The 24,430-nt window shown below is 65.4% G+C and carries 23 protein-coding genes; 8 read left to right on the top strand and 15 right to left on the bottom strand.

Annotated elements, in window-relative coordinates; translation table 11 throughout:
• Positions 1-173: 173 nt before the first annotated feature.
• Positions 174-1,565, bottom strand: coding sequence for a flavin monoamine oxidase family protein (locus XI04_RS29260; RefSeq protein WP_271610569.1), 1,392 nt, complete (start codon positions 1,563-1,565; stop codon positions 174-176).
• A gap of 192 nt (positions 1,566-1,757) precedes the next feature.
• Between XI04_RS29260 and XI04_RS29255 the strand changes: the two genes are divergently transcribed.
• Positions 1,758-2,735, top strand: a complete 978-nt coding sequence (locus tag XI04_RS29255; protein ID WP_038972297.1) for a YiiX/YebB-like N1pC/P60 family cysteine hydrolase — start codon at positions 1,758-1,760, stop codon at positions 2,733-2,735.
• Positions 2,736-2,928: 193 nt separating this feature from the next.
• Here XI04_RS29255 and XI04_RS29250 read toward each other — a convergent pair whose 3' ends face one another.
• Positions 2,929-3,204, bottom strand: a complete 276-nt coding sequence (locus XI04_RS29250; protein WP_007598521.1) for a metal-sensitive transcriptional regulator — start codon at positions 3,202-3,204, stop codon at positions 2,929-2,931.
• A gap of 65 nt (positions 3,205-3,269) precedes the next feature.
• Between XI04_RS29250 and XI04_RS29245 the strand changes: the two genes are divergently transcribed.
• The 3 genes from XI04_RS29245 to XI04_RS29235 all read left to right on the top strand — a co-directional run bounded on the left by XI04_RS29245 (position 3,270) and on the right by XI04_RS29235 (position 7,188).
• On the top strand, positions 3,270-5,720 hold the full coding sequence (locus XI04_RS29245) for a heavy metal translocating P-type ATPase (protein WP_271610570.1): 2,451 nt from the start codon (positions 3,270-3,272) through the stop codon (positions 5,718-5,720).
• A 58-nt stretch (positions 5,721-5,778) separates the two neighbouring features.
• A complete protein-coding gene (nikR, locus tag XI04_RS29240; RefSeq protein ID WP_097668245.1) occupies positions 5,779-6,225 on the top strand; it encodes a nickel-responsive transcriptional regulator NikR in 447 nt (148 codons plus the stop codon).
• A gap of 222 nt (positions 6,226-6,447) precedes the next feature.
• The gene (locus tag XI04_RS29235) at positions 6,448-7,188 is read left to right on the top strand and encodes a sulfate transporter family protein (protein WP_104466041.1); all 741 of its coding nucleotides are present in this window, start codon (positions 6,448-6,450) and stop codon (positions 7,186-7,188) included.
• Positions 7,189-7,194: 6 nt separating this feature from the next.
• Here XI04_RS29235 and XI04_RS29230 read toward each other — a convergent pair whose 3' ends face one another.
• From XI04_RS29230 to nth, 3 genes are all read right to left on the bottom strand, one after another.
• Entirely contained in the window at positions 7,195-8,823 is a 1,629-nt protein-coding gene (locus tag XI04_RS29230) for an MFS transporter (protein ID WP_271610571.1), read from the bottom strand.
• A complete protein-coding gene (locus tag XI04_RS29225; RefSeq protein ID WP_271610572.1) occupies positions 8,810-9,949 on the bottom strand; it encodes an HlyD family secretion protein in 1,140 nt (379 codons plus the stop codon). Before XI04_RS29225 ends, XI04_RS29230 begins: the two co-directional genes overlap by 14 nt.
• A gap of 157 nt (positions 9,950-10,106) precedes the next feature.
• Positions 10,107-10,859 carry an endonuclease III gene (gene nth, locus XI04_RS29220; RefSeq protein ID WP_271610573.1) on the bottom strand — a complete coding sequence of 251 codons (753 nt, stop codon included), beginning with the start codon at positions 10,857-10,859 and terminating at the stop codon, positions 10,107-10,109.
• 22 nt (positions 10,860-10,881) lie between these two features.
• Here nth and XI04_RS29215 point away from each other — a divergent pair, with 22 nt between their 5' ends.
• Positions 10,882-11,412: a DUF2244 domain-containing protein gene (locus XI04_RS29215; protein WP_271610574.1), complete on the top strand. Its 531-nt coding sequence runs from the start codon at positions 10,882-10,884 to the stop codon at positions 11,410-11,412.
• Between the two features lie 54 nt (positions 11,413-11,466).
• Positions 11,467-12,363, top strand: a complete 897-nt coding sequence (locus XI04_RS29210) for a methylated-DNA--[protein]-cysteine S-methyltransferase (protein WP_038948642.1) — start codon at positions 11,467-11,469, stop codon at positions 12,361-12,363.
• Positions 12,364-12,508: 145 nt separating this feature from the next.
• On the opposite strand, the gene XI04_RS29205 is transcribed toward XI04_RS29210, so the two are convergent.
• The 8 genes from XI04_RS29205 to dnaK form a co-directional block, all read right to left on the bottom strand.
• Positions 12,509-13,132: a 2,3-bisphosphoglycerate-dependent phosphoglycerate mutase gene (locus XI04_RS29205; RefSeq protein WP_028139417.1), complete on the bottom strand. Its 624-nt coding sequence runs from the start codon at positions 13,130-13,132 to the stop codon at positions 12,509-12,511.
• Between the two features lie 83 nt (positions 13,133-13,215).
• Entirely contained in the window at positions 13,216-14,031 is an 816-nt protein-coding gene (gene dapB / locus XI04_RS29200; protein WP_028139416.1) for a 4-hydroxy-tetrahydrodipicolinate reductase, read from the bottom strand.
• Between the two features lie 231 nt (positions 14,032-14,262).
• Positions 14,263-14,574: a DUF1330 domain-containing protein gene (locus tag XI04_RS29195; RefSeq protein ID WP_027566211.1), complete on the bottom strand. Its 312-nt coding sequence runs from the start codon at positions 14,572-14,574 to the stop codon at positions 14,263-14,265.
• An 80-nt stretch (positions 14,575-14,654) separates the two neighbouring features.
• Positions 14,655-15,362: an orotidine-5'-phosphate decarboxylase gene (gene pyrF / locus XI04_RS29190; protein WP_028139415.1), complete on the bottom strand. Its 708-nt coding sequence runs from the start codon at positions 15,360-15,362 to the stop codon at positions 14,655-14,657.
• A gap of 6 nt (positions 15,363-15,368) precedes the next feature.
• Positions 15,369-15,947, bottom strand: coding sequence for an NADPH-dependent FMN reductase (locus tag XI04_RS29185; protein WP_271610575.1), 579 nt, complete (start codon positions 15,945-15,947; stop codon positions 15,369-15,371).
• Between the two features lie 57 nt (positions 15,948-16,004).
• Positions 16,005-16,604 carry a class I SAM-dependent methyltransferase gene (locus tag XI04_RS29180; protein ID WP_038948644.1) on the bottom strand — a complete coding sequence of 200 codons (600 nt, stop codon included), beginning with the start codon at positions 16,602-16,604 and terminating at the stop codon, positions 16,005-16,007.
• A gap of 88 nt (positions 16,605-16,692) precedes the next feature.
• Positions 16,693-17,820, bottom strand: a complete 1,128-nt coding sequence (dnaJ, locus tag XI04_RS29175; RefSeq protein WP_028139412.1) for a molecular chaperone DnaJ — start codon at positions 17,818-17,820, stop codon at positions 16,693-16,695.
• A 245-nt stretch (positions 17,821-18,065) separates the two neighbouring features.
• Positions 18,066-19,967, bottom strand: coding sequence for a molecular chaperone DnaK (gene dnaK, locus XI04_RS29170; RefSeq protein ID WP_028139411.1), 1,902 nt, complete (start codon positions 19,965-19,967; stop codon positions 18,066-18,068).
• A 393-nt stretch (positions 19,968-20,360) separates the two neighbouring features.
• Here dnaK and XI04_RS29165 point away from each other — a divergent pair, with 393 nt between their 5' ends.
• Together XI04_RS29165 and pncA are read left to right on the top strand one after the other, a co-directional pair.
• Positions 20,361-21,302, top strand: a complete 942-nt coding sequence (locus XI04_RS29165; protein WP_028139410.1) for a hypothetical protein — start codon at positions 20,361-20,363, stop codon at positions 21,300-21,302.
• A 305-nt stretch (positions 21,303-21,607) separates the two neighbouring features.
• The gene (gene pncA, locus XI04_RS29160) at positions 21,608-22,333 is read left to right on the top strand and encodes a bifunctional nicotinamidase/pyrazinamidase (RefSeq protein WP_028139409.1); all 726 of its coding nucleotides are present in this window, start codon (positions 21,608-21,610) and stop codon (positions 22,331-22,333) included.
• A 116-nt stretch (positions 22,334-22,449) separates the two neighbouring features.
• Here the strand turns inward: pncA and grpE are convergent, their stop codons facing one another.
• Entirely contained in the window at positions 22,450-23,067 is a 618-nt protein-coding gene (gene grpE, locus XI04_RS29155) for a nucleotide exchange factor GrpE (RefSeq protein WP_038948645.1), read from the bottom strand.
• A 96-nt stretch (positions 23,068-23,163) separates the two neighbouring features.
• Positions 23,164-24,252: a heat-inducible transcriptional repressor HrcA gene (gene hrcA / locus XI04_RS29150; protein WP_028139407.1), complete on the bottom strand. Its 1,089-nt coding sequence runs from the start codon at positions 24,250-24,252 to the stop codon at positions 23,164-23,166.
• Between the last annotated feature and the right edge of the window lie 178 nt (positions 24,253-24,430).

The following is a 24,430-nucleotide window of genomic DNA, read 5'->3' as shown; positions in this document are numbered from 1 at the left end:
CCGCTGTCGTCCCTGCGAACGCAGGGACCCATACCGCGTGATCTATCGATAAGACACAAGTGACAGTCCCGACGACGATCTCTCAACTGCGAGGCTTCGTCAAACGTCTCCCTGTGGTTATGGGTCCCTGCGTTCGCAGGGACGACGGCGGAGTGTTTGGCGGCTTGATTGCCTTACTGCCGCGGCGCTCTGCGCTTTTTCGTCGATTGCGTCGGCACATCGGTGGTGTCGTCCTTGAGCGCACCGATCTTGCGCAAGGCTGCGTCCGCAGCGCGCTCGCCACTTTCCCAGGCGCCGTCGACGGTGCCCCACAGCGTCTCGTGCGTGGCTTCGCCGGCAAGGAACACGTTGCCGATCGGCTCGCTCAGGATTTTTCGCGACAGCTGGCCGCCAGGGGAAGCCGCCGACATCGCACCCAGGACGTAGGGCGAGGCGGTCCAGCGCGTAGCGCTGGTCTTCCCGACGGCAGCCGCAGCCTCGCTACCGAACAATTTCGTGATCCATTCCCTGGCGAAGGCGACCATCGCCTTCTCGCCCTGCTCGGAGAGATCGCGGCCGAACGCGCCGCCGACGTCGATCGAGCACAGCGAGGAGCCGCCGATATTGGCGTACATCAGCGCCGTGCGCGCCGAATTGCTCTGCTCGATAAGGATATCGTCGCGCGACAGGCCGAGCGGATTGCCGGGCAATTGCAGCACGATCCGATCATAGCTGCCGAGGCCCAGCTTTGACGCCGCGTCCAACGTGCGTTTGGGAATGTCGGGCGTGAACTTGAGCGCGCCCGATGTCAGCACGTTGGTCGAGACCGTGACGATGACGGCGCGCGCGGCGATCTTGCCGGCTTGCGTCTCCACGGTGACGTCGCGGTTGCTCCAGCTGATGCGGCTCGCCGGCGTCGACAGCGCCACCGGCGCCTGCTCGCCGAGCTTGGTGATTAGCGTGCCCAGGCCCTGACGGCAGGCGATCGCCGCGTTGCGATCCTGCGCGCGTCCCTTGTCGATCGCGGACAGCTCCTTCAGGTCCTTGCCCGCAAAGCCCGCACCCAGCATGAACTCGGCCGCGCCCGTCCAGTCGCCGAGATCCTTCGGCAGCACGGAGGCGCAAGAGGTATCCAGCTTGGCCCGCGAGGCATCGTCGATGGCACGATTGGCGCGCACCAGCGCCGCCAGGAATTGCTCGGTCTCGCCCGCGCGCGCGTTGCGGCGGCCGATGCGCATCTTCTGGCCCGATGGCGCCGGCAGCACGTCCAGCCCGACACTGCGCGCCAGCCGGATCATCGGATTGGTGTCGGGATTGTGCATCCAGCGCGCACCACGGTCGAACGGCACCTCGAAGGTGGTGCTGTCGGTGATACAGCGGCCGCCGATCTGCGATGCCGCTTCCATCACGACGACCTTGCGGCCCGTCGCCATGATGCGCCGCGCCGCGGCGATTCCGGCGGCCCCCGCACCGATCACGACGATATCCGCCTCGCGCGGCAGGGGCGCGGCGGTTGCGCGCAGGACCGGCATTGCGGCGGCAAGACCCGCCGACGCCGAAAGGAAACCGCGGCGCGTGATTGTCATGTCATGGTTTCCGAGGACTTGCGGCGAACGGGAACAGTCAGCGAACCTTGCCGCATCTGATGTTGCACGGCAACCATCATGGTGAATCAATCGTGCTTGAAGTCACGGAGTGATGAACCGAATTGCAAGACGTTTCGACCATGATAGAGAAGGGAAAAAGACGGCCGCAAAAGGTCGTGGGGGGAGTTGGAAATGGGGACGGTCCTAGATTCAGTCGGCAAGCTGATTGCCGCGTACCTCTCCAAGGAGGTGCCGGGCTACGAGCCGTTCACGCCGAGCGACCCGGAGCACTTGCGCGGCGTGATCGAGCCCGGCGACGTGCTGCTGGTCGAGGGCAACAACCGCATCTCAGGCATCATCAAATATCTGACGCAGTCGACCTGGTCGCATGCCGCGCTCTATGTCGGCCCGGTCGAGGGCGCCGCGGAGGCCGACGGCGAACCGCATGTGCTGATCGAGGCCAATATCGGCGAAGGCGTCACGTCTGCGCCGCTGTCGAAATATTTCCCGTATCACACCCGGGTCTGCCGCCCGGTCGGGCTGTCCTACGAGGACCGCACCACGGTCTGCCGCTATGCGATCAACCGCATCGGCTTCGGCTACGACACCAAGAACATCGTCGACCTCATGCGCTTCTTGTTCCCGTTGCCGGTGCCGCAGCGCTGGCGGCGACGCATGATCGCGATCGGCTCGGGCGATCCGACCAAGATCATCTGCTCGGCGCTGATCGCGCAGGCGTTCGATGCGGTGCGCTATCCGATCCTGCCCAAGATCACCAAGGCCGGCAGCCGCGCCGCCCGCCGCGAGATCCTGCACATCCGCGATTCCTCGCTCTACATGCCCCGCGACTTCGACATCTCGCCCTATTTCGAAGTCGTCAAACCCACCATCGTGCACGGGTTCGACTACACCGCCCTGCACTGGGCCGACAAGCAGAAGCCGCTCGAGGAGGTAGCGGGCACATTCAGTGTGTTTCCAGAAACGATCAGTGCGCCGCCGCTCGTTCCTGAGGCGGTTGACGAAGAGGCGCCGGCTGAAATTCCGGCTGCGCAAGTGAGTGCACAGCCTGCGGTGACGGCTGAAAGCGTTCCCGGGCCTGTCCCGCTGCTGAAGAAGCTGGCGATGTACCGCCCGAGGCGCCGTGGCCGGGCGAGAGAAATTGCGGCGTAACCGCTGTCGTCCCTGCGAAAGCAGGGACCCATACCGCGTGATCTATCGAGTGGTCGCGGTAGACGTACCGAACAACGAGTCTTCGCCAACATCTCCCTGGGGTTATGGATCCCTGCGTTCGCAGGGACGACACCGGAGTTATGGCGCGATCTCGCTCAACAACAATCATCACGAGCGCAGCGACGGTGAAAACCTACCGCTCCGCCCGTCCGATCACCGCCATCAGCTCCGCGATCTTCTCGCGTTGGTCGGCCTTGTCGCCGCTCGCGATCGCGTGCTCGACGCAATGGGCGACGTGGTCCTTGAGGACCTCTTCCTCGACCCGGCGCAGTGCGGCACGCACCGCGGAGATCTGCGTCACGATGTCGATGCAGTAGCGGTCCTCCTCTACCATTTTCGAGAGGCCGCGAACCTGGCCCTCGATCCGGCCGAGGCGTTTTCCGACAGATGCCTTGATGTCCTTGCGCATGGGGTCTATATACCCCTACCGGGTATGGGTTGCAAGACCCCGGGTACAAGGCCGGAGCAGGGACAATGAACGAACACAGGCATCATCAGGGCGGGGACGCACATTCCGGATGCGGTTGTTCCGCCAAAACGGAAGCGACCAAGCCGGCGGCGTCCTCCTGCTGCGGCGGGCACGGCAATCATGCCGGCCACGGCCATCATCACACGCATGACCATGGCGATGCGGCCAGCAAGGTGCACGACCCCGTCTGCGGCATGACGGTCGATCCCACGACCGCGAAGCACCGCTTCGACCATCACGGCGAGACCTTCCATTTCTGCTCGGCCGGCTGCCGCACCAAGTTTGCCGCCGATCCCGCAAAATATCTCGCCAAGGACAAGGCGCCCGAGCCGGAGATGCCCGCGGGCACGATCTACACCTGCCCGATGCATCCGGAGATCCGCCAGGTCGGACCCGGCAGCTGTCCGATCTGCGGCATGGCGCTGGAGCCGGAAGTGGCAAGCCTGGAGACCGGCCCCAACCCCGAGCTCGCCGACATGACGCGGCGGTTCTGGATCGGCGGCGCGCTGGCGCTGCCGGCCGTGGTGCTGGAGATGGGCGGCCATCTCGCGGGCCCGCACAATTGGATCGATCAGACGCTGTCGAACTGGATCCAGCTCGCCTTCGCCACCCCCGTGGTGCTATGGGCCGGCTGGCCGTTCTTCGTTCGCGGCTGGCAGTCGCTGCTGACGCGCAACCTCAACATGTTCACGCTGATCGCGATGGGCACCGGGGTTGCCTATGTCTACAGCATCATCGGCACCGTCGTGCCGCAGATCTTCCCCGCCACGTTCCGCGGCCATGAAGGTGCTGTTGCCGTCTATTTCGAAGCGGCTGCCGTCATCACCGTGCTGGTGCTGCTCGGCCAGGTGCTGGAGCTGCGCGCCCGTGACGCAACCTCCGGCGCGATCAAGGCGCTGCTTCAGCTTGCGCCGAAGACCGCGCGCCGCGTCGATGACGACGGCAGCGAGCACGAGGTCGAAATCGACGCGCTGCATGCCGGCGAACGCCTGCGTGTCCGTCCCGGCGAAAAGGTGCCTGTCGACGGCGTGATCCTCGAGGGCCGCTCCTCGCTCGACGAATCGCTCGTCACCGGCGAGTCCATGCCGGTGACGAAGGAGAGCGGCGCGAAGGTGATCGCCGGCACGCTGAACCAGTCGGGCAGCTTCATCATGCGCGCCGACAAGGTCGGACGCGAGACGCTGCTGTCGCAGATCGTGCAAATGGTCGCGGACGCGCAGCGCTCGCGCGCGCCGATCCAGCGGTTGGCCGATCAGGTCGCGGGCTGGTTCGTGCCCACCGTCATCGTCGTCGCGATCGCCGCCTTTGCCGCCTGGGCCTGGTTCGGACCTGAGCCGCGGCTGGCCTTCGGCCTGGTCGCTGCCGTCAGCGTGCTGATCATCGCCTGCCCCTGTGCGCTGGGCCTCGCAACCCCGATGTCGATCATGGTCGGCGTCGGCCGCGGGGCGCAAGGCGGCGTGCTGATCAAGAACGCCGAGGCGCTGGAGCGGATGGAGAAGATCGACACGCTGGTGGTCGACAAGACGGGCACGCTGACCGAGGGCAAGCCCAAGGTGGTCGCGATCGTGCCGGCGTCGGGTTTTGCGGAGGATGACATCCTCAAGCTTGCCGCCAGCGTCGAGCGCGCCAGCGAGCATCCTTTGGCCGACGCGATCATGCGCGCCGCCAAGGAGAAGCAGCTGGCCCTCGGCCAGGTCGAGCAATTCGACTCGCCGACCGGCAAGGGCGCGACCGGCAAGGTCGACGGCAAGACCATCGTGCTCGGCAATGCCAGATATCTGACGTCGATCGGCATCGACACTACCGCGCTCGACACTGACGCCGAACGGCTACGCCAGGACGGCGCCACCGTGATCAACATGGCCGTCGACGGCCGGCTGGCCGGCCTGTTCGCGATCGCCGATCCGGTCAAGGCCTCGACCCCGGAGGCGCTGAAGGCGTTAGCTGCCGAAGGCATCAAGGTGATCATGTTGACCGGCGACAACCGCACGACGGCCGAGGCCGTGGCGCGCCGGCTCGGCATTGCCGAGGTCGAGGCCGAGGTGCTTCCGGACCAGAAGAGCGCGGTGGTCACCAGGCTGCAAAAGGCCGGCCGCATCGTCGCGATGGCCGGCGACGGCGTCAACGATGCGCCCGCGCTGGCCGCCGCAGAAGTCGGCATCGCCATGGGCACCGGCACCGACGTGGCGATGGAGAGCGCCGGCGTGACCCTGCTCAAGGGCGACCTCGTCGGCATCGTCCGGGCGCGAAAGCTGTCGCAGGCGACGATGAGCAACATCCGGCAAAACCTGTTCTTCGCCTTCATCTACAACGCCGCCGGCATTCCGATCGCGGCCGGCATCCTCTATCCCGCCTTCGGCGTGTTGCTCTCGCCGATCATCGCCGCGGCGGCGATGGCGCTGTCCTCAGTCAGCGTGGTCGGAAATGCGCTGCGGCTGCGGGCGACGCGGCTGTGAGGGGGACGAAATCCGTGTAAGACAGGTCCATTCAGCGGGTACGCGCGGAGAGGACCTGATGCAGCGAATTACCATCACGATCGAGGACGATCTGCTGGCCGAGATCGACGCGGCGGCGGAAGCCCGCGGCTACCAGAACCGCTCCGAGATCATCCGCGATCTCGCCCGCGCCGGACTGCAGCAGAGCACCGAGGACACCGCGCAGACCGGCCAATGCGTGGCCGGTCTCGTCTATGTCTACGACCACGCCGCCCGCGATCTGTCAAAACGCCTGGTGCAGGAATTCCACGGCCATCACGACCTCGCGCTGGCGACGCTGCACGTCCATCTCGACGACAACAATTGCATGGAGATGACGGCGCTGCGCGGCGATGCCGCCGAAGTCAGGCATTTCGCCGACCACATCATCGCCGAACGCGGCGTGCGCTACGGCCGCGTGGTGATGATCCCGACGGGCGAAGGCAAGCAGGGGAAGGCGCGGAAGCACGGGCACCGGCATGGGTAGGAGCGAGTTTGCGTGCCCCGGACGCGGCGCAGCGCTTCTTCAGCGGTGCGCCGCTGAGCTGGGGCCCATCTCGCCGCAAGCTCCTGGGTCCCGGCTCAGCAGCGCGCCATTGCATGCCGCACTGCGTCCGGGACACGGTCGTGCCTTGGGCAACCGCCCTCCCTTGCCGAAGCCGCATTGGGTGTCTACCTCTCGCAGGGTGATTACCTCAGAGGGTCCCCCATGCTGGATGCCGCCATCAAGGCGCTGTCGCAAATGATCTCGCCGCCGATGCGCTCGATCCTGTGGCGATCAGTCGGGCTTGCGCTCGTGCTGATCACCGTGCTGGCGATCGGGCTGCAGCGGCTGCTGAGCTGGTTTGCGACCTCCGGTGAGGTCTGGCTGGAAGGCCTGCTCGGGCCGGGCTGGCACACCTCGCTCGAGGTCTTGTCCTGGATCGTCTCGATCGCGGCGGGCCTTGGCGTCGTGTTCGGCGGCGTCTTCCTGATGCCCGCGATCACCTCGCTGGTGGCGAGCCTGTTCGTCGACGACGTCGCCGACATCGTCGAGCGCGAGCATTATCCCGCCGAGCAGCCGGGCCTCGCGCTGCCGTTCAGCCAGGCGATCTTCGAGGGCATCAAGACCGCGCTCCTGACCATCCTGGTCTATCTGATCGCGTTGCCGCTGGTGCTTTTCGCCGGGGCAGGCTTCCTGATCTTCTTCGTCGCCGCCGCCTGGCTGCTCGGCCGCGAATATTTCGAGCTCGCCGCGATGCGCTTCCGCTCGCCGGAAGAGGCCAAGGCGATGCGGCGCGACAATGCCGCCACCATCTTCACCGCCGGCCTCTTCATCGCCGCCTTTGTCTCGATCCCGATCGTGAACCTGGCGACGCCGATCTTCGGCATGGCCTTCATGGTCCACATGCACAAGCGGCTGTCGGGCCCGCGGCCCGAGCTGATCGAGCCGGCGCGGCAGATGCGGTAACGCGTTCTACGTCACCTGCACGCCGCACTTGCGCAGCACCGTCTTGGCGAAGCCGAATGGCGCCGGCGTGAACGGGCCGGCCGGCGCACGGGTGATCAGTGCGAGGACACCGAGCGCGGCTATCGCGAGCCAGAAACACAGCCAGAAGCCGTCGATATAGGCGAGCACATTGGCCTCGCGCTGCACGATGCCCGCCAGCGTGCCGATCGCGCGCGGCTGTGCCAGTCCGGCGCCGTGGGCAGCGAAGTGATCGGCAAGCTGCTTCAGCATCCGCACCACGTCGACATCGCCGACGCCGAGGTTTTGGCCGAGATAGAAGGAGTGGACTTGCTCGCGCACGCGCAGCCATGTCCCCATCAGCGCCACGCCGATCTCGGCGCCGCCGAGCCGCATGATCTGGATATAGGCGGCGAACGACGTCGCGCGGCTCGGGTCGGAGTTCGACAGCAGCGTGATGATCAGCGGCAGCAAGGTCAGCGACTGCCCGATCGCCTGGAGCAGCACGATGCCGACAAAGTCCTCGCGCGCCCAGTCATGGGTGAGCTGCGTGCCCCAGAGATTGGCGGCGGCGAAGCAGGCGAAACCCACGACAATCACGGTGCGCGTATCGAAATGCCGCAGCAGCCAGATCGAGAGCGGCACCAGCACGAACATCGGGAGCGCGCCATAGGTGAGCAGCAGCACGCCGCTCTGCTCGGGCCTGAGCAGGGCGATGGCAGCGAGGAAATTCGGCACCAGCGAGGCGTTGGACAGGCTGGTCAGCGTGTAGAGCAGGATCAGCACCAGCCCCAATCCGATATTGCGCGAGAACAAGACGTTCACATGCGCCCAGGGCTGCCGCACCAGCGACTCGTTGACGAGGAAGCCTGCGAACAGCACCGCGCCACCGACGAGCAGCGCCATCACCGTTCCCGAACCCAGCCAGTCCAGCCGGTTGCCCTGATCGAGCCCGGCGTAAATCATCGCGACACCTGCGCCGAGCAGCAGCATGCCGCCCCAATCCGCCTCGCGCAGCAGCGCGCGGTTCACGGGCTCGTTCGGTGTGCCGAGATAGACCATCAGCCCCATCAGCGGCGCGATCACGACGCTCTGCCAGTACAGCCATTGCCAGCCGAGATGGTCGACATAGAAGCCGACCAGCGAGCTCGAGGTATCGAGCGCAAAGCCGACGCGGATCGAATAGATCGAGATCGCCGGCAGCCACCACCGGATCGGCAGATTGCGGAACACGATCATCAGCGTCGCCGGCACGAAGGTGCCGAGCAGGAGGCCATGCACGACGCTGAGCGCGAGCAGCGTTGGATAATCGTGCACGAAGGGAACGATCAGCGAGATGACGGCATAGACCAGGCTCGGAACGCCAAGCACGCGCCGCAGCCCGAACACGGTCGCGAGCCATGCCACTGCCGGCGCGATGAAGATCTGCGAGCCGATGCCGGCGGTCGAGAGCCAGGCGCCCTCGTCGAAGCTGAGCGAGAACGCGCCGCGCAGGTCGGGCAGGCCGACCGTGGTCAGGCGGCTGTCGAAATTGGCGAGGAAGGAGCCGAGCAGCACCGCCGCAACGGCGAACAGCGGCCGCGGCGCGACGCCGCCGCGCGACAGCGGTCCGCGATCGGCATCGTCATTTTCCGCCATTGCCGGCCTTGGTGTCGATGCGGGTGACGACCGACATGCCCGGCACCAGCCGCGCCAGCAGCGGCTGGTTATCATCGAGCTGGATCCGCACCGGAATGCGTTGCACGACCTTGGTGAAATTGCCGGTGGCGTTATCGGGCGGCAGCAGCGCCACTTGCGCCCCCGTCGCCGGCGCGATGCGCTCGACCGTGCCGCGCAGCGTCTCGCGCGGAAAACTGTCGACGGTGATCTCGACCGGCTGGCCCGGCGCGACGTGCGTCAGCTGGGTCTCCTTGTAGTTCGCGATCACATAGACCTTCGGCAGCGGCACCACGTTGATGAGGTTGGTGCCGATATTGACGTAGTCGCCGGGCTGCACCTGGCGCTCGCCGACGACGCCGTCGAACGGCGCCGATATCCTGGTGTAGCCGAGCTTGAGCTTCGCACCCGCCAGCGTTGCCTTGGCCGCGGCGACATCGGCGGCGCGCTGCTTCCGGGTGCCTTGCAGGACTTCGAGCTGATGCTGCTGGGCTGCGATCACGGCGCGGCTCGCGCGCACGTCGGCCTGCGCCTTGGCGTAAGCAGCCACCGCCTGCTCGAGCCGCTGCCGCGTGCCGGCTTCGGTCTGCGACAGCGATTGCTGACGCTCCTGCTCCTGCCGCGCCTCGACCTCCAGGGCTTCCGCGGAGAGCCGCGCCGCCTGCGCCTGCGCGATCGTCGCATATTGCAGCTCGATCTGGTTGGCCAGATTGTCGAGCGTGGCTTGCGCGGCGGCGACCGAAGCTTCGGACTGCGCGACCTGGGCCTCGTAGTCGGCGGGATCGATCTGGATCAGGAGATCACCGGCCTTGACGCGCTGGAAGTCGGTCACGGCGACGGTCAGCACTTCGCCCGAGACACGGCTGGAAAGCCGCGTCAACTCGGCGCGCACATAGGCATCATTGGTGGTCTGGATCGCCGCATTGCCGACCCATTCGTCGAAACGCAGCGTCGCCAGCGCGACGAAGCCGAGCGCGACGATCACGGCGAACAGCGGGATCGCGAACCGGCTCCAGAGTGAGGTCGCCGGAGGCTGTGTCGGCTTGGGCGGTGAGGCTGGTGCTGCGGCGGCCGATGGCGGCGACGAGACCTGTTCCTGTTGACTCACGACATGCCCCCCAAAATCGGCTGCGCTTGAACTCGAATCTCACCGCCGTCATTCCGGGATGGTCCGAAGGACCAGACCCGGAATCTCGAGATTCTCAGGTGCGCAATGGCGCACCATAGTTCGATGCTGCGCATCGCCCCGGAATGACATCGGTTGCTCAGATCGTCTTCTCCGGCCACCGGCACAGATCGTTGATCAGGCAGACCTCGCAGCGCGGCTTGCGTGCGAGGCAAGTATAGCGGCCGTGCAGGATCAGCCAATGATGGGCATGCAGCATGAACTCGGCCGGGATCACCTTTTCGAGACCAAGCTCGACTTCGAGCGGCGTCTTGCCGGGCGCAAGTCCCGTGCGGTTGCCGACGCGGAAGACATGCGTGTCGACCGCCATGGTGTGCTCGCCGAAGGCCATGTTGAGCACGACGTTGGCGGTCTTGCGTCCGGCGCCGGGCAACGACTCGATCTCGGCGCGCGTGCGCGGCACCTCGCCGCCGAACTCGCTGAGCACCTTGGCGGACAGCGCGATCACGTTCCTTGCCTTGGTGCGGTAGAGGCCGATGGTCTTGATGTACTCGCGCAAGCGCTCCTCGCCGAGATCGAGCATCCTCTGCGGGGTGTCAGCGAATTCGAACAAGGCGCGCGTCGCCTTGTTGACGCCGGCGTCGGTTGCCTGCGCCGACAGCACCACGGCGACCAGCAGCGTGAACGGATTGACGTGCTCGAGCTCACCTTTCGGTTCCGGGTTGGCTTTGCGGAAGCGGCTGAAGACCTCGTGGACCTCGGCGGGCGTCCAGCGCTTTATCGCCTTGAGCGTCTTTTTGGCGGGCGCGTTCGGCTTCGCGACGATCGCCTTTGCCTTCTTCTTCGGCACCGGCGCTTTGCGCGGAGCCGGCTTGCGGGTGATTTTCGCCATGATCGGGATATACTGAGGGACGATGAGCACAGGCAACGAAATTGAGGGCAGCGATCCTGATCCGCGCGAGGTGCAGATCTTCTCCGCGCTGCTGACGCCGCACCGCTCGCTGAACCGCACCGGCTTCCTCGCCGTGATGCTGTTCCTGAGCGTGGTCAGCTTCGTCACGGGCCTCGCCTTCCTGATGATGGGTGCCTGGCCGGTGTTCGGTTTCTTCGGCCTCGACGTGCTCGTGATCTGGTGGGCCTTCAAGGCCAATTTCCGCGCGGCGCGGGCCAGCGAAGAGATCGTGGTCACGCCGTCGGAGCTGCGGGTGCGCCGCGTCAGCCATCGCGGCCAGGTCTCGGAATGGACGTTCAATCCGCTCTGGGTCCGGCTCGACCAGGAGGTCGACGAGGAATACGGCATCGAGCACCTCTATCTGATCTCCCGCGGCCGCCGGCTGCTCATTGCCGGTTTTCTCGGACCTGAGGAAAAAGCAAGCTTTTACAATGCCTTGGTCGGCGCCCTGAACGCCGCCCGGCGCGGCCCGACCTACAATCCGGTGACCTGAGCGCAGTCAGAAATCGGGTGGTTTCCCACCCGTCCCTCTCCTACATTTCCAGTCATGATGACACTCGCCATACATGACCAGCGCCTGGCCAGGCCGGGCACCCAGAACGCCGCGCTGCGCGACTATGATTCGGTGCGCCGGGCGATCGCCTTCATCTCGGAGAACTGGCGCGCGCAGCCGACCATCGAGGCGATGGCGGATGCGGCCGGGGTCACGCCGGATGAGCTGCACCATCTGTTCCGCCGCTGGGCCTCGATCACACCGAAGGCTTTCATGCAGGCGCTGACGCTCGATCACGCCAAGGGTCTGCTGCGGGACTCCGCGAGCATCCTCGACGCCGCGCTCGACTCCGGGCTGTCAGGCCCGGGACGGCTGCACGATCTCTTCGTGACCCATGAAGCGATGTCGCCGGGCGAATGGAAGAACGGCGGCGCCGGCCTGACCTTGCGTTACGGCTTTCACCCCTCGCCGTTCGGCACCGCGATCGTGATCGCGACCGACCGCGGCCTGTCAGGACTTGCCTTCGCCGATCACGGCGAGGAGGAGGTTGCGCTCGCTGACATGACCCGGCGCTGGCCGAACGCGACCTATTTCGAAGATCACGAAGGCACCGCGCCGCTGGCGCAGCGCATCTTCGATCCAAAACTGTGGCGGCCGGACCAGCCGCTGCGCGTGGTGATGATCGGCACCGATTTCGAGGTGCGGGTGTGGGAGACGCTGCTGAAAATCCCGATGGGCCGCGCGGTGTCCTATTCCGACATCGCCTGTAACATCAACAGCCCGAAGGCCTCGCGCGCCGTCGGCGCGGCGGTCGGCAAGAACCCGGTCTCGTTCGTCGTGCCCTGCCACCGCGCGCTCGGCAAGAGCGGCACACTGACGGGCTATCACTGGGGCATCACCCGCAAGCAGGCGATGCTGGGCTGGGAAGCCGGGCAGCTGGGGGTGCAGTAGGCGAGACGCCGTAGGGTGGGTTAGCCGAAGGCGTAACCCACCTCTTTGGTTTTCACGGTGACAGAAGTGGTGGGTTACGCCAGCGACTGCGCCTCGCGCAGCCGCTATCTAACCCACCCTACGGCACCGCGCCTGCGGCGAAAGCCTAACCCGCCAGATCGAGCTTCGAGGCCACCGTCGAATCGGCATTGAGCCGGTAGATGATCGGCACACCCGTCGCCAGCTCGCGCTTCAAAATGCCTTCGGGCGAGAGCTTTTCCAGCACCATGATCAGCGCGCGCAGCGAATTGCCATGGGCGGCGACCAGCGTGCGCTTGCCGTTGAGCACGCCGGGCAGGATCTCCTGCACGTAGTACGGCAATGCACGTGCAAGGGTGTCCTTCAGGCTTTCGCCGCCGGGCGGCGGCACGTCGTAGGAGCGGCGCCAGATCAGCACCTGGTCCTCACCCCATTTCTTGCGCGCGTCGTCCTTGTTGAGGCCGGAGAGATCGCCGTAATCGCGCTCGTTCAGCGCGAGGTTCTTCGTCGTCGGCAGGCCCTCCTGGCCGAGCTCGCCGAGAATGAGGTCGAGCGTGTGCTGCGCGCGGGTGAGCACCGAAGTGTAGGCGACGTCGAACACGAGGCCCTGCGCCTTCAACTTGCGGCCGGCTTCCGTGGCTTCCTTGACCCCGAGCTCGGTGAGGTCAGGGTCCTTCCAACCCGTGAACAGGTTCTTCAGATTCCATTCGCTCTGGCCGTGGCGCACGAGCACGAGAAGACGTTCGCTCATTGACTGCTTTCCGTTCGGGTTATTTGTTTGAGCATGATCTTGTCGGAAAACCGCTCCACACTTTTCCGGATCATGCTCGTCGATCAGATATCGGCGAGGCCGAGCACGTCGGCCATGGAGTAGTGGCCCGGCTTCTTGCCATGCGCCCACAGCGCCGCCTTCAGCGCGCCATGGGCGAACAGCATGCGATCCTCGGCCTGGTGCGACAGCGTCAGGCGCTCGAACGGGCCGAGGAAGGTGACGCTGTGATCGCCGGCGACGGTGCCGCCGCGCAACGAGGCGAAACCGATATTGCCCGGCCTGCGCGCGCCGGTGATGCCGTCACGGCCACGCTCGGAATGGTCATCGAGGGTGACGCCGCGGCCGCTGGCTGCGGCCTGCCCCAGCATCAGCGCGGTGCCGGATGGCGCATCGACCTTCATCCGGTGATGGGTCTCGACGATCTCGATATCAAAACTCTGGTCGAGCGCCTTGGCGACGCGCTTGACCACGGCGGCCAGCAGATTGACGCCGAGGCTCATATTGCCTGATTGCACCACGACGGCGCGGTTGGTGACGCTCTTGATCACGGCATTGTCGGAGCCCGACAATCCGGTCGTGCCGACGACATGCACGATCCCGCGCTGTGCCGCGATCGCGACATTTGCGATGGTCGCCGCCGGAACGGTGAAGTCGAGGATGCCGTCGGCCTCCTTCGACATCGCCCAGAGGTCAGCGGAGAGCTTGATGTCGTTGGCCGGCAGTCCTGCGAGCACACCGGCATCCTTGCCGAGCAGCTCCGAGCCGGGCGCCTCGAGCGCGCCGGCCAGCACCGCGCCTTTGCTCTCGGCAATCGCCCGCACCAGCGCGCGGCCCATCCGGCCACCGGCTCCAGCAACAATCAGGCGCATGTCGGACATGGTGTGATCCTCTCATGGCCGTTGTAGCGGGGGGACGCAGTTCCGGCAACCGAGGGGGGAGCAGACGGGCGACCCTCTCTAAAGCGTCATGGCCGGGCTTGTCCCGGCCATCCGCGCCTTGCCACGCGCAGGAAGAACGTGGATGCCCGGGACAAGCCCGGGCATGACGACCCCTCGTGAACGTTCAAATGCGACGGCCCCTCCCGCGCAGGGGAAGACCAGCAGCACGCCTCAGCCGTCAGACGGCTGCGGGCCGTCATAGCCCTCGATGATGATGAGGTCGGCGACCGAGTGCGGCTGGCGCACCTTGATGTTGGCCTGGTATTCCGGCGAATTGTAGCAGGCGATCGCGGTCTCGTAGTCCGGGAATTCGATCACGACGTTGCGGGTGCGGCTGGCGCCTTCGACGGTGGTGAACTTTCCGGCGCGGACGACGAAGCGACCACCCCACTTCTTGAAGATCGGGCCGTTGGCGACGGCGTAGGGCTTGTAGCCCTCGTCACTGCTCACATCGACGCGCCCGATCCAGTAGCCTTTTGCCATTGTTCTTCTCCCTGTTGTTGCTGATCTTCATTTGAGCATGATCTGATCGGAAAACCGCTTCACACTTTTCCGGATCGTGCTCAGAGCGCCTGCGCGATCTCGGCCTGGATGGCTTCCGCAATCGCCTTCGGATCGGCGGCTTCGACGACCGGCCGTCCGACGACGAGATAATCGGCGCCGGCGGCGATCGCGCGGCCCGGCGTCATGATGCGCTTCTGGTCGCCGGTCGCCGAACCGACCGGCCGGATGCCGGGGGTGACGAGATGCATCTGGTGGCCGACGATCTTGCGCAAGGCCCCAACTTCCTCCGGCGACGACACCAGTCCGTCGATGCCAAGCACCTGCGCCTGCTGCGCGCGGGCCTCGACCAGCTCGGAGACGCCGAGCCGATAGCCGGCCGCATGCAGATCGTCCTCGTTGTAGGATGTCAGCACCGTGACGGCGAGGATCTTCAGGCTGGAATTGCCGCGGCCTTCGACTGCGCCCTTCATGGTCTGCGGATAGGCGTGCACGGTGAGGAAGGTGGCGCCGAGCCTGGTGATGCTTTCGACGCCTTGCATCACGGTGTTGCCGATGTCGTGCAGCTTGAGATCGAGAAAGACCTTCTTGCCCTTGTCGGCGAGCTTGCCGACCAGCGGCAATCCGCCGGCATAAGCGAGCCGATAACCGATCTTGTAGAAGCTGACGCTGTCGCCGAGACGATTGATCGTCGCCTCCGCGGCATCGACGCTGGGCAGATCGAGCGCGACGATCAGGCGGTCCTTGGGGGCGATCTCGGCTGGCGTCATGTCACCTCACATCATGCGTTGGGAAAAGTCGATCAACTGCGCCACCAACTCCTTCAACGCGGCGATATCGCCCTCGTTCTTGAGCCTGTCCATATCGTCATAGGCCTGGTCGGCAAAGGCAAGCGTGAGCTGGCTGGCAATCACATTGGCGTGGCAGGAGGTCAGGATCAGCCGCAGCGCCTGCAGGGCACGGGCCGCGCCGAGCCGGCTCTGCGAGGCGCCGGCGAGCGCGAAGGTGCGGTTGCGAAACACATCGCCGCGCGCCTCGTGCAGATCGTGCACGCGGCTGACCCAGTCGATTGCGTTCTTGAGCAGCGGCGGCACCGAGGCATTGTATTCGGGCGAGACGATCAGCACGCCATGATGCGCGCCGATCATGCGCTTGAGGTTGATCGCGTGCTTCGGCAGCCCAGACTTGGCCTGGAGATCGCCGTCATAGATCGGCAGCGGAAAATCGGCGAGCGAGATGCGGGTGACGTCCACGCCGGCCCGGGCAAACTCATAGGCGGCGACCGCCGCCAGCTTCGCATTGTGCGAGCCGGTGCGCAGCGAGCCGGGAATGATAAGGATCTTGGGAGCTGACATCCAATCCAATGCGTTCGGCGAAACGAGCCCGCCGCGCAAAGAACCGAGCCGGCGGAATTAGTGCTTGCGATACACCCAGACGCGGGCGGGCGGAAGGTTCATCCAGATCCGTTCCGAAGCCTCTGTGGACACGCCGGGCAGCGATTTCGGGATCGGCGGCACGACCGCATAGGTGAACTGGACGAAGGGCGCGCCGGGCGCGAGCGCCGTGAAGGCGTCGCGGATCAGCCGCAGCCGCGTCAGCATCGGCTTTGTCACCAGCGGCAGGCCGGAGACGACCGCGGAGGCCGGCGCGCTCAGGACGTTCCAGAGCGTGTCACGCAGGCGATAGGCATCGCCCTGCACCACCTTGGCCTGCGGATAGCGGTCGCGCAGCAGGGCGCAGAAGCCGGGATTGTATTCGACGAGGACGAGACGCTTCTGGTCGACGCCGCGCTCGATCAGGGCCGAGGTGATGGCGCCGGTGCCGGGTCCGAGCTCGACCACAGGCGCGTCCGAATCGACATCGACGTAATGGGCCATGGTCCGGGCCAGCAGCTTGCCCGACGGCATCACCGCGCCCATGTGCAGGGGCTTTTCGATCCATGATCTGAGAAAGCGCACCTCATCGTCGAGACGAGGCTTCTTCAACGCACGCGCGGACGATGGCAATGGCATGTCAGGACCGGACGGGACCGCGGGACCGCGGCGTGTCAGAAAATGGTCATAAAGACGTATAGGCCGAAGGCGGTATGGTCAAGCCGGGTCAACTCGCCCGATTACCGAAGAAATCCTTGACCTTGGCGAAGAAGCCCTCGGATTCCGGCTGGGTGTTGCCGGAGGACAGCTTTTCGAACTCGGCCAGCAATTCCTGCTGCTTCTTGGTGAGGTTCTGCGGGGTCTCGACCACGACCTGAACATACATGTCGCCCATCTGGCGCGACCGCAGCACCGGCATGCCTTTTGATGCAATGCGGAACCGGCGGTTGGACTGGGTCCCGGCCGGCACCTTCACCTTGGCCTTGCCCTTCTCGATGGTCGGCACCTCGAATTCGCCGCCGAGCGCGGCCGTCACCATCGAGATCGGCACACGGCAATGCAGATCGGCGCCGTCGCGCTGGAAGAACTGGTGCTGGGCCAGCGACAGGAAGATGTAGAGGTCGCCGGGCGGACCGCCGCGAACCCCTGCCTCGCCCTCGCCGGCGAGCCTGATCCTTGTGCCGTCCTCGACGCCCGGGGGAATGTTGACCGAAAGATTCCGCTCGCGGGTGACGCGGCCCTGGCCCGAGCACGACGGGCAGGCATCCTCGATCATCTGGCCGCGGCCCTGGCAGCCCGGACAGGTCCGCTCCAGCGTGAAGAAGCCCTGTGACTGCCGCACGCGGCCGGCGCCGCCGCAGCTCGAACAGGTCTTCGGCTTGGTTCCGGCCTTGGCGCCGATGCCCGAGCAGGCCTCGCAGGTGACCGAGACCGGAATCTCGATCTGCGCGGTCTTGCCGCCGAAGGCTTCCTCGAGCGTGATTTCCATGTTGTAGCGCAGGTCGGCGCCGCGCTCGCGGCCGCCGCGGCCGCGCTGCCCGGCCATGCCGAACAGATCTTCGAAAATGTCGGAGAAGGAAGAGGCGAAACCCGCGCCGAAGCCGGCGCCACCGCCGCCCTGCTCGAAGGCGGCATGGCCGTAGCGGTCATAGGCCGCGCGCTTGTCCTTGTCCTTGAGGACCTCGTAGGCCTCGTTGATTTCCTTGAACTTGACTTCGCTGGTGTCGTCCCCGGGATTGCGGTCCGGGTGGAACTTCATCGCCAGCTTGCGGAACGACGATTTCAGGACCGATTCGTCGGCATCGCGTTCGACTTCGAGAGTTTCGTAATAGCAGCGCTTGGTGGACGTGGACATGTGGGACTCGGTCTATCCAATCGCGATTCAAGTCGGAGCGAAACGACGTCGCCACACGACGATATAGGCAGCCTTCTGCCCGGCGGCAGAGGGTCGCTTGGCGGCGTTCAGCATAACGGCTGGGAATTGATCGATCGTAACGGGCGACCCGCCCGTCCGTCCCGACACGACGGCCTCCCCCGCGAAGGAGGAGGCCGGTAGAGCGTGTGGGGTCCAAGCCGTCCGCATCATGACCCTCTTGGGGTTCAGGCGGACTTCTTGTTGTTCTTGTCGTCGTCGACTTCGGTGAATTCCGCGTCGACGACGTCGTCCTTGGCCGCGTCCTTCTTGGCGTCGGCCTCGGCCTGCTGCTTGTACATGGCCTCGCCGAGCTTCATCGAAGCCTGGGCCAGCGTCTGGGTCTTGGCCTTGATCGCCTCGGCATCGTCGCCCTTCAGCGCTTCCTTGAGGTCGCCGACGGCATCCTCGATGGCGCGGCGCTCGGTCTCGCCGACCTTCGAACCGTGCTCGGCCAAAGCCTTCTCGGTCGAATGCACCAGACCATCCGCCTCGTTCTTGGCGGTCACGGCCTCGCGGCGCTTCTTGTCCGCCTCGGCATTGGCCTCGGCGTCCTTGACCATCTTCTCGATGTCGGCTTCCGACAGGCCGCCGGAGGCCTGGATGCGGATCTGCTGCTCCTTGCCGGTGGCCTTGTCCTTGGCCGAGACGTTGACGATACCGTTGGCGTCGATGTCGAAGGTCACCTCGATCTGCGGCATGCCGCGCGGAGCCGGCGGAATGCCCATCAGGTCGAACTGGCCGAGCATCTTGTTGTCGGCCGCCATTTCACGCTCGCCCTGGAAGACGCGGATGGTGACCGCGTTCTGGCTGTCCTCGGCGGTCGAGAATACCTGGCTCTTCTTGGTCGGGATCGTGGTGTTGCGGTCGATGATGCGGGTGAACACGCCGCCCAGCGTCTCGATGCCCAGCGACAGCGGGGTGACGTCGAGCAGCAGCACGTCCTTGACGTCGCCCTGGAGCACGCCGGCCTGGATCGCAGCGCCGATCGCCACGACTTCGTCCGGGTTGACGCCCTTGTGCGGCTCCTTGCCGAACAGCTGCTTCACCACTTCCTGGACCTTCGGCATGCGCGACATGCCGCCGACCAGAACCACTTCGCCGATCTCACCGGCGGTGACGCCGGCGTCCTTCAGCGCCTTTCGGCAAGGCTCGACGGTCTTCTGGACGAGGTCGTCGACCAGCGCCTCGAACTTGGCGCGGGTGAGCTTCATCGTCAGATGCTTCGGACCGGTCTGGTCCGCGGTGATGAAGGGCAGGTTGATCTCGGTCTGCGTCGTCGAGGACAGCTCGATCTTGGCCTTTTCAGCGGCTTCCTTCAGGCGCTGCAACGCGAGCTTGTCGTTGCGCAGGTTGATGCCCTGCTCCTTCTGGAATTCGTCGGCGAGATAGCCGACCAGGCGCATGTCGAAGTCTTCGCCGCCGAGGAAGGTGTCGCCGTTGGTCGACTTCACCTCGAACACGCCGTCGCCGATCTCGAGGATCGAGATATCGAACGTGCCGCCGCCGAGATCGTACACCGCGATCGTGCCGGTCTTGGTCTTGTCGAGGCCATAGGCGAGCGCGGCCGCGGTCGGCTCGTTGATGATGCGCAGCACTTCGAGGCCCGCGATCTTGCCGGCGTCCTTGGTCGCCTGGCGCTGGGCGTCGTTGAAGTAGGCGGGAACGGTGATGACGGCCTGATCGACCTTCTGGCCGAGATGGGCTTCCGCGGTCTCCTTCATCTTCTGCAAGATGAACGCCGAGACCTGCGAGGGCGAGTAGGTCTGGCCGTCGGCCTCGACCCAGGCGTCGCCGTTGGAAGCCTTCACGATCTTGTAGGGGACGAGCTTCTTGTCCTTCTCGACCATCGGGTCGTCGTAGCGGCGGCCGATGAGGCGCTTCACTGCGAAGAAGGTGCGCTCGGGATTGGTGACGGCCTGGCGCTTGGCCGGCTGGCCGACGAGGCGCTCACCGTCGTCCGTCACGGCGACGATCGAAGGCGTCGTGCGCATGCCTTCGGAATTCTCGATGACTTTGGCGTTCTTGCCATCCATCACGGCGACGCACGAATTCGTGGTGCCGAGGTCGATCCCAATGACCTTTCCCATGGTCCTGATATCCTTGTTTTTGCGGCAGGTTGGCTGGGCCCAGAAGGCACCCGACCGAAACCCCCTAAGATCAAACATCCGCGATATTGCGATGATTGAGGCTCATATAGGAGGGGGGGAGGGGCCCGCAAGGACCGAAGCTACGTTTCTGCCGTGAAAACATTGGGTTTTGGACGATGATATCCGGGCTTCACCGCCCTTGCGGGTGAGGAATTATTAACAGGTTCAGGCTTCAGCAAGCCCCCGCTACCGCAAGCCCGCCCACCCTGTTGCCGCAAGCCCAAACCCGGTAAAAGGCGGACCGGCCGGGCAGCCGCCACAGCTGCTTCGCGCGACAATGCGGCCCGGTGGCCGACCATCGAACGGCCTCAATGTGAACCAATCAGAGTGCCCATGAAGCTGATCCGCCCCCTCGCCGCGCTCGCCCTTCTGATCGCCTCCGCGTTTCCGGCCTTCGCCGCCGACGCCGTGTTTCCACCCGGCTTGCGCCTCGGCATGGTGCCGCTGGTCGGTCTCAGCACGGCAAAAACGTTTCCGGGATTCGAGAGCGAGGATGGCAGCGTCAAGGTGTTGATCACCGAGCTGCCGCCGGCAGCCTATGGCGAGGTCGTGAGCGCCTTCAATTCCAATCCGGCCGGCGCTGGCGGCGTCAAGCAGGACAAGATCGAGACGCCCGCGGGCCTCGCTTATTTCACCACCGAAAGCGGCAAGGCCGGCGACACCCCGGTGAAGCGCTATTCGATGATCGTGCCGGGCGCCGGCTTCTCCGGCTACGTCGCGGTGCAGGTCCCGGAGAATGCGACCAAGATCTACACGGATGAGGCGGTGCGGCAGATGTTTGCGACCGCCACTACCCGCAAGCAGGTCTCGGCCGAGGAGCAGATCGCGCTGATGCCGTTCAGGATCACCGATCTCGCCGAATTCAAGGACATCCGCACTCTGGCGCCGGGCTCGAGCATCATCCTGGCGGACGGCGACGAGAGCACCGGTTACGAGTCGAAGCCGTTCATGATCCTCGGCCTGATCGGCGCCACGCCGCAGCAGGCCGACGACCGCGCCCGCTTCGCCCAGGAGGCGGCGCTGCAGATTCCCGGCGTGCGCGAATCGCGCGTCACCATGTCCGAGCCGATCCGCATCAACGGCCAGCAAGGCTTCGAGACCCGGATCGACGGCATCAGCGGCAAGGACAAGGTCCCGGTGACCGTGGTGCAGTGGATCCGCTTCTCGAGCGGAGGCGCCTCGCTGCGCATCATCGCCAGCGCCCCGCGCGACCAGTGGCTGGCCGCCTTCACTCGCTTCCGCGCCGTGCGCGACGGCATCCAGCCGAAGGGGTAGGCCAGAGGCGCTCCAACACACTCGGTGTCGTCCCGGCCTAGCGCGCAATTGCGCGCGGGGGGCCGGGACCCATACCGCGTGATCTCGCGATTGCGGTCGGTCGCAGTACCCCCGAAGAGTCTTCGCCAAACTTCTCCCTGGGGGTATGGGTCCCGGATCTGCGCTGCGCTTGTCCGGGACGACAGCGGTGTTGAGGCTGCACGCCCAACCCCTCATCAAACCCGGCCGCATTTTCGGGCTTCTGTTCGTACACGAACGGAACTAGGCTTCGTCTCCGTTGAGTTCATCCGAAGGGGAGGCGAACGATGCTGGATCGGCGACAAGTCTTGGCAATGCTTGGGACGACGGCGCTTGCAACGCTGGCTCCAACCGCACTCCTTGCAGCGGCATCGATCAAGCCGGACGATGCCTCCGCGCTGCTCGTGATCGACGTGCAGAACTGCTTCCTGCCCGGCGGCAGCCTCGCGGTGAAAGAGGGCGAGCAGGTGGTGCCCGTCATCAACAAGATCTCGAGAGCATTTGCGAATGTGGTGATGACGCAGGACTGGCACACGCCGGGCCACATCTCGTTTGCGTCGGTGCATTCCGGCAAGAAGCCGTTCGAGACCGTCGACCTTCCCTATGGCAAGCAGGTGCTGTGGCCCGACCATTGCGTGCAGGGCACCGATGGCGCTTCGCTGTCGAAGGACCTTGCGATCCCGCACGCCGAGCTCATCATCCGCAAGGGCTTTCACAAGGACGTCGACAGCTATTCGGCCTTCCTCGAAGCCGACGGCAAGACCTCGACAGGACTTGCCGGCTATCTGAGGGGACGCAAGATCAAGCGCGTCTTCGTCGCAGGGCTCGCGACGGATTTCTGCGTCGCCTGGACCGCGCTCGACGCGCGCAAGGCTGGCTTCGAGGTCTATGTGGTGGAAGACGCCTGCCGCGGCATCGACACGCAGGGCTCGCTGGCAAAAGCCTGGGCCGATATGGCCAAGGCCGGCGTGAAGCGGATTCAGTCTGCGGATATCGCGAGCGCGCAGGGCTAGATGACTGTCATTCCGGGGCGATGCGAAGCATCGAACTATGGTGCGCCATTGCGCACCTCAGAATCCCGAGATTCCGGGTTTGGCTCTTCGAGCCGCCCCGGAATGACGCAAAAAAATCAGTTCGCCGCGCCGCTCGACTCGTTGTTGTTCGCCGCGGCCGCGGGCTTCGCGCCGCCCTTGGCGACACCGACCAAGGCCGGGCGCAGCACGCGCTCGCCGATGGTGTAGCCGGCCTGCATGATCTGCACCACGGTGCCCGACGGCACCGACGCATCGGGCACTTCGTACATCGCCTGGTGGAAGTTCGGGTCGAACTTCTGGCCCTGCGGATCGAGCTTCTTCACGCCGTGCTTTTCCAGCGCGTTGAGCAGCGAGCGCTCGGTAAGCTCGACGCCTTCGATCAGCGAGATCAGGCCGGGATCGGCCGTGGCGCGGGCCTCGGCCGGAACGGCATCGAGCGCGCGCTGAAGATTATCGGCGATGTCGAGCACGTCGCGGGCAAAGCCGGTGATGCCGTAGAGGCGGGCGTCGGCGACCTCCTTGGTGGTACGCTTGCGCAGATTCTCCATCTCGGCCAGCGTCCGCAGCATGCGGTCACGCGCCTCGGCGGCTTCCTTCTGCAACTGCTCGACCGAGCCGGGCTCGGGATCGTCGGGCATGATGTAGGGTTTTGACACCACGGGCTCGCCGGTCGCGGCAGTCGTGTCTTCGGGTTGCCGGTCTTGCTCGGTCATCGGCTCTAATCTCGAACTCGTTTCCAGGGATTGTTGGCCCGGATATCGTGCCTAGAGCGCCGAAAATCAAGCGCCCGTGATCGGCGGAAACGCCGATCAGCCTCCCAAAAGACGGCTGACGATGCGGGCCGCGTAGTCCACGGTCGGGATCACGCGGGCATAATTCAGCCGGGTTGGCCCGATCACGCCCAAAACACCGACAATATGGCCGGCGGCATCCCGATAGGGCGAGATGATCGTAGAGGAGCCGGACAAGGAAAACAGTTTGTTCTCGGAACCGATGAAGATACGCACGCCCTCAGCGGTCTCGGCACGCCCCAGCAGGTCGATCACGCCGCGCTTGGTCTCGAGATCGTCGAACAGCAGGCGCACCCGTTCCAGATCCTCCAGCGCATGCAGGTCTTCGAGCAGATTGGCGTGGCCGCGGACGATGAGCTGGCGATCCTCGTTCTCGCCGCCGGACCAGCTGGCGATGCCGGCGGAAATCACCTTCTGTGCGAGCTGATCGAGCTCGGCGCGGGCCTCTCCAAGTGCCGTCTCGAGCTCGAGCCGCGCCTCGGCCAGGGTGCGGCCGCGGATGCGCGCATTGAGGAAATTGCCGGCCTCGGTGATCGCCGAGGAGGGAACTCCGGGGGGCAGCGACAGCACGCGGTTTTCGACCTGGCCGTCCTCGCCGACCAGGATCACCAGCGCCTTTTCCGGTTCCAGACGGACGAATTCGATGTGTTTCAGCCGCGCATTGGATTTCGGCGTCAGCACCACCGCGGCGGCGCGGGTCAGGCCCGACAGCCGCGTCAGCGCCTGGTCCAGCGCCGCCTCGACCGATTGCGCCTGGCCGACGGTGGCAAGCTGGCTCTGGATCGACTGCCGCTCGGCCTCGTTGAGGTCGCCGACCTGCATCAGGGCATCGACGAAGAACCGCAGGCCGAGTTCCGTCGGCAGCCGACCGGCGGAGGTGTGCGGGGCGTAGATCAGGCCGAGCTGTTCCAGATCGGCCATGACGTTGCGGACCGAGGCCGGCGACAGCGGCATGGCGATGAGGCGCGAGATATTGCGCGAGCCCACGGGCTCACCGGTCGCGAGGTAACTTTCGACAATTTGACGAAAGATGTCGCGAGAACGCTCGTTGAGCTGGGCGAGGCCTGCGCGCGGCGCGATCAGATGGATCGGATCGTGATGGGCCACAGACGGTAACTCCTCTCAGATGCTCATAATTTGTCCATCCAGGAGGGTTCTGACAAGCGTCGCGTTTGCAGGGTGGAGAACCGGGGGTGAAAAAGCCTTGTCCTTTCCCCTTGCCGCATACCCTCACCCCACCTACAAGCACCGCGAATAGCCCTAACCTGCGAGTTTTGGAGGATTT

This window comes from Bradyrhizobium sp. CCBAU 11430 (assembly GCF_028128855.1).
Lineage (GTDB): Bacteria > Pseudomonadota > Alphaproteobacteria > Rhizobiales > Xanthobacteraceae > Bradyrhizobium > Bradyrhizobium ottawaense.
This window is presented reverse-complemented; position numbering and strand designations above follow the sequence as displayed.

Excerpts from the sequence above, each read along its gene's own strand:
- XI04_RS29260 (WP_271610569.1), bottom strand. The coding sequence starts at position 1,565 with ATGACAATCACGCGCCGCGGTTTCCTTTCGGCGTCGGCGGGTCTTGCC.
- XI04_RS29255 (WP_038972297.1), top strand. The coding sequence starts at position 1,758 with ATGGGGACGGTCCTAGATTCAGTCGGCAAGCTGATTGCCGCGTACCTC.
- XI04_RS29250 (WP_007598521.1), bottom strand. The coding sequence starts at position 3,204 with ATGCGCAAGGACATCAAGGCATCTGTCGGAAAACGCCTCGGCCGGATC.
- XI04_RS29245 (WP_271610570.1), top strand. The coding sequence starts at position 3,270 with ATGAACGAACACAGGCATCATCAGGGCGGGGACGCACATTCCGGATGC.
- nikR (WP_097668245.1), top strand. The coding sequence starts at position 5,779 with ATGCAGCGAATTACCATCACGATCGAGGACGATCTGCTGGCCGAGATC.
- XI04_RS29235 (WP_104466041.1), top strand. The coding sequence starts at position 6,448 with ATGCTGGATGCCGCCATCAAGGCGCTGTCGCAAATGATCTCGCCGCCG.
- XI04_RS29230 (WP_271610571.1), bottom strand. The coding sequence starts at position 8,823 with ATGGCGGAAAATGACGATGCCGATCGCGGACCGCTGTCGCGCGGCGGC.
- nth (WP_271610573.1), bottom strand. The coding sequence starts at position 10,859 with ATGGCGAAAATCACCCGCAAGCCGGCTCCGCGCAAAGCGCCGGTGCCG.
- XI04_RS29215 (WP_271610574.1), top strand. The coding sequence starts at position 10,882 with ATGAGCACAGGCAACGAAATTGAGGGCAGCGATCCTGATCCGCGCGAG.
- XI04_RS29210 (WP_038948642.1), top strand. The coding sequence starts at position 11,467 with ATGATGACACTCGCCATACATGACCAGCGCCTGGCCAGGCCGGGCACC.
- XI04_RS29205 (WP_028139417.1), bottom strand. The coding sequence starts at position 13,132 with ATGAGCGAACGTCTTCTCGTGCTCGTGCGCCACGGCCAGAGCGAATGG.
- dapB (WP_028139416.1), bottom strand. The coding sequence starts at position 14,031 with ATGTCCGACATGCGCCTGATTGTTGCTGGAGCCGGTGGCCGGATGGGC.
- XI04_RS29195 (WP_027566211.1), bottom strand. The coding sequence starts at position 14,574 with ATGGCAAAAGGCTACTGGATCGGGCGCGTCGATGTGAGCAGTGACGAG.
- pyrF (WP_028139415.1), bottom strand. The coding sequence starts at position 15,362 with ATGACGCCAGCCGAGATCGCCCCCAAGGACCGCCTGATCGTCGCGCTC.
- XI04_RS29185 (WP_271610575.1), bottom strand. The coding sequence starts at position 15,947 with ATGTCAGCTCCCAAGATCCTTATCATTCCCGGCTCGCTGCGCACCGGC.
- XI04_RS29180 (WP_038948644.1), bottom strand. The coding sequence starts at position 16,604 with ATGCCATTGCCATCGTCCGCGCGTGCGTTGAAGAAGCCTCGTCTCGAC.
- dnaJ (WP_028139412.1), bottom strand. The coding sequence starts at position 17,820 with ATGTCCACGTCCACCAAGCGCTGCTATTACGAAACTCTCGAAGTCGAA.
- dnaK (WP_028139411.1), bottom strand. The coding sequence starts at position 19,967 with ATGGGAAAGGTCATTGGGATCGACCTCGGCACCACGAATTCGTGCGTC.
- XI04_RS29165 (WP_028139410.1), top strand. The coding sequence starts at position 20,361 with ATGAAGCTGATCCGCCCCCTCGCCGCGCTCGCCCTTCTGATCGCCTCC.
- pncA (WP_028139409.1), top strand. The coding sequence starts at position 21,608 with ATGCTGGATCGGCGACAAGTCTTGGCAATGCTTGGGACGACGGCGCTT.
- grpE (WP_038948645.1), bottom strand. The coding sequence starts at position 23,067 with ATGACCGAGCAAGACCGGCAACCCGAAGACACGACTGCCGCGACCGGC.